This is a genomic window from Aeromonas sp. L_1B5_3, assembly GCF_963866575.1.
GTDB lineage: Bacteria > Pseudomonadota > Gammaproteobacteria > Enterobacterales > Aeromonadaceae > Aeromonas > Aeromonas jandaei.
Window position 1 is genome coordinate 1 of the sequence record NZ_CAWMDN010000070.1, and the last position, 1,709, is coordinate 1,709.

The following is a 1,709-nucleotide window of genomic DNA, read 5'->3' on the forward strand; positions in this document are numbered from 1 at the left end:
CTGAGGGCAGTTGTCAGGTCCTGCATCGAGAAAACCGACTACCCGTTCCCGGAGGAGTTGGTGCTGTCAACACCGTCCCGGTGAACGGTTACGCCCAGAAAGCGCGGCCGCCTGTTCGGTGACTGTTATCGAGCCTTCGAAATGGTGGTCGAAAGGGCAGGGCTGGAACTGCCACCCGGGCAAAACACCCACGTTCTGCGCCACACCTTCGCCAGCCACTTTATGATGAACGGCGGCAACATCCTGGTGCTGCAGAAAATCCTCGGCCACTCCACCATCGCCATGACCATGCGATATGCCCACTTAGCCCCCGATCATCTGGAAGATGCGGTAAGATTGAACCCTCTTACCGTATGTGGTTTACATTGAAGTAACCTAAATCACTGCGCCCGATTGTGCCGCGTCTTCAGTGATACCTGTCGACGCAGCACAATACAGTTACGGGCTAACAGCAATTAATACTGTGGGGGGAACGGAGCATTTAATTATCTGCGGAAAGCTTTTTGGTGTTTTCTACGCTTTTGGAACCGTTCATAATCAAATTACTTATGGCCGCTTGAAGTTTTCTGTTAACAAATCCAACTTCAATATATTTGTAACTGTATAGAGATAAAATTGCCGTAACAGTCAAATATGTAATAAGAGATAGTGTAAACTCCCAGCCACTAGGATTGGCACCCAAGAAATTGTATATGGTCACCAATACGATTACATGAATTAGATATGTCGAGTAGGATGCACTACCAAGATTTACTGCGGCATCAAAAAAACGATTTTTCAGTTCAGGCATTACAGCAAAGCCAAAGACAATTAATCCAAGATTTATCTGGGTTAGTAAATTAGTTGTGTCTGGAGTAATGTTAAAAATCCCCAATGCTATCATGGGAAAGCTTATTAACATATTTTTCTTTAGATTACTCTTTATGAGTATGAAACCAATTGATAGCCCAATTGCAAACTCAGAAATGTAACTGCTTTTGAAAAAATAACTTCCCCATTCCAGACTCCAGAATTTAGGGATAACAGTCAATATTGCGATTGTTATAATCCACCAGTAACGAGTGGTGGTCATAAGACCAAGAGTGCAAATTACATAAAACGCCATCTCAAAAAATAGAGTCCAGCCCACAGTTAAAAATGGATATAAACCTATGCCGTTTGGATTCTCATTTGGAATGAGCATTAGGGATTTAGCAACAGAAACAAGAGTGTATTTTTCAAACAAAAAATATGGCTGAGTAGAACTTATCACTATAACAAGTAGTAGTGCAGTATAAAACCAATAAGGAGGATATACTCTTATTACTCTCTTTAATAGGAAATACATGGCATTGGGTGACTTGCTTATAGTAATAAACATGATCAAGCCACTCACGATAAAAAATAAGTCAACACCCATTTTTCCGTATATATGAGTGAAGTTAGATATGAAATAAGGTATATATGTACCACTCATATCCCAATTGAAAAAAACTTGATTATAGTGATGGAATACGACTAGCCATGCAGCTATAGCACGTAAAATTTGAATTGAGTCAAGTCTATTATTGATGGGAGTCATGAGATGTCGAACGTATGGTCTATAAAAAAGCAGTATCTCATATGAGAAATGGCTGTGCTACTTTTGTGGGTTTTGCTACATATGTACAGATCTAGTTATCACCTGACACCGGCATCAAACCGGTGTCTTCTTTACGCTACTTTAGTGC

1 protein-coding gene and 1 pseudogene are annotated in these 1,709 nt (G+C 40.7%); one reads left to right on the plus strand and one right to left on the minus strand.

Annotation, left to right across the window (positions count from 1 at the left end; genetic code table 11):
- Positions 1-93: 93 nt before the first annotated feature.
- Positions 94-369, plus strand: a pseudogene (locus tag AACR93_RS04555) (tyrosine-type recombinase/integrase); the annotation flags it as partial.
- A 112-nt stretch (positions 370-481) separates the two neighbouring features.
- On the opposite strand, the gene AACR93_RS04560 reads toward AACR93_RS04555, so the two are convergent.
- Complete coding sequence (locus AACR93_RS04560; protein WP_082044201.1) at positions 482-1,561, minus strand: acyltransferase family protein; 1,080 nt, start codon at positions 1,559-1,561, stop codon at positions 482-484.
- Positions 1,562-1,709 lie beyond the last annotated feature (148 nt).

Excerpts from the sequence above, each read along its gene's own strand:
- AACR93_RS04560 (WP_082044201.1), bottom strand. The coding sequence starts at position 1,561 with ATGACTCCCATCAATAATAGACTTGACTCAATTCAAATTTTACGTGCT.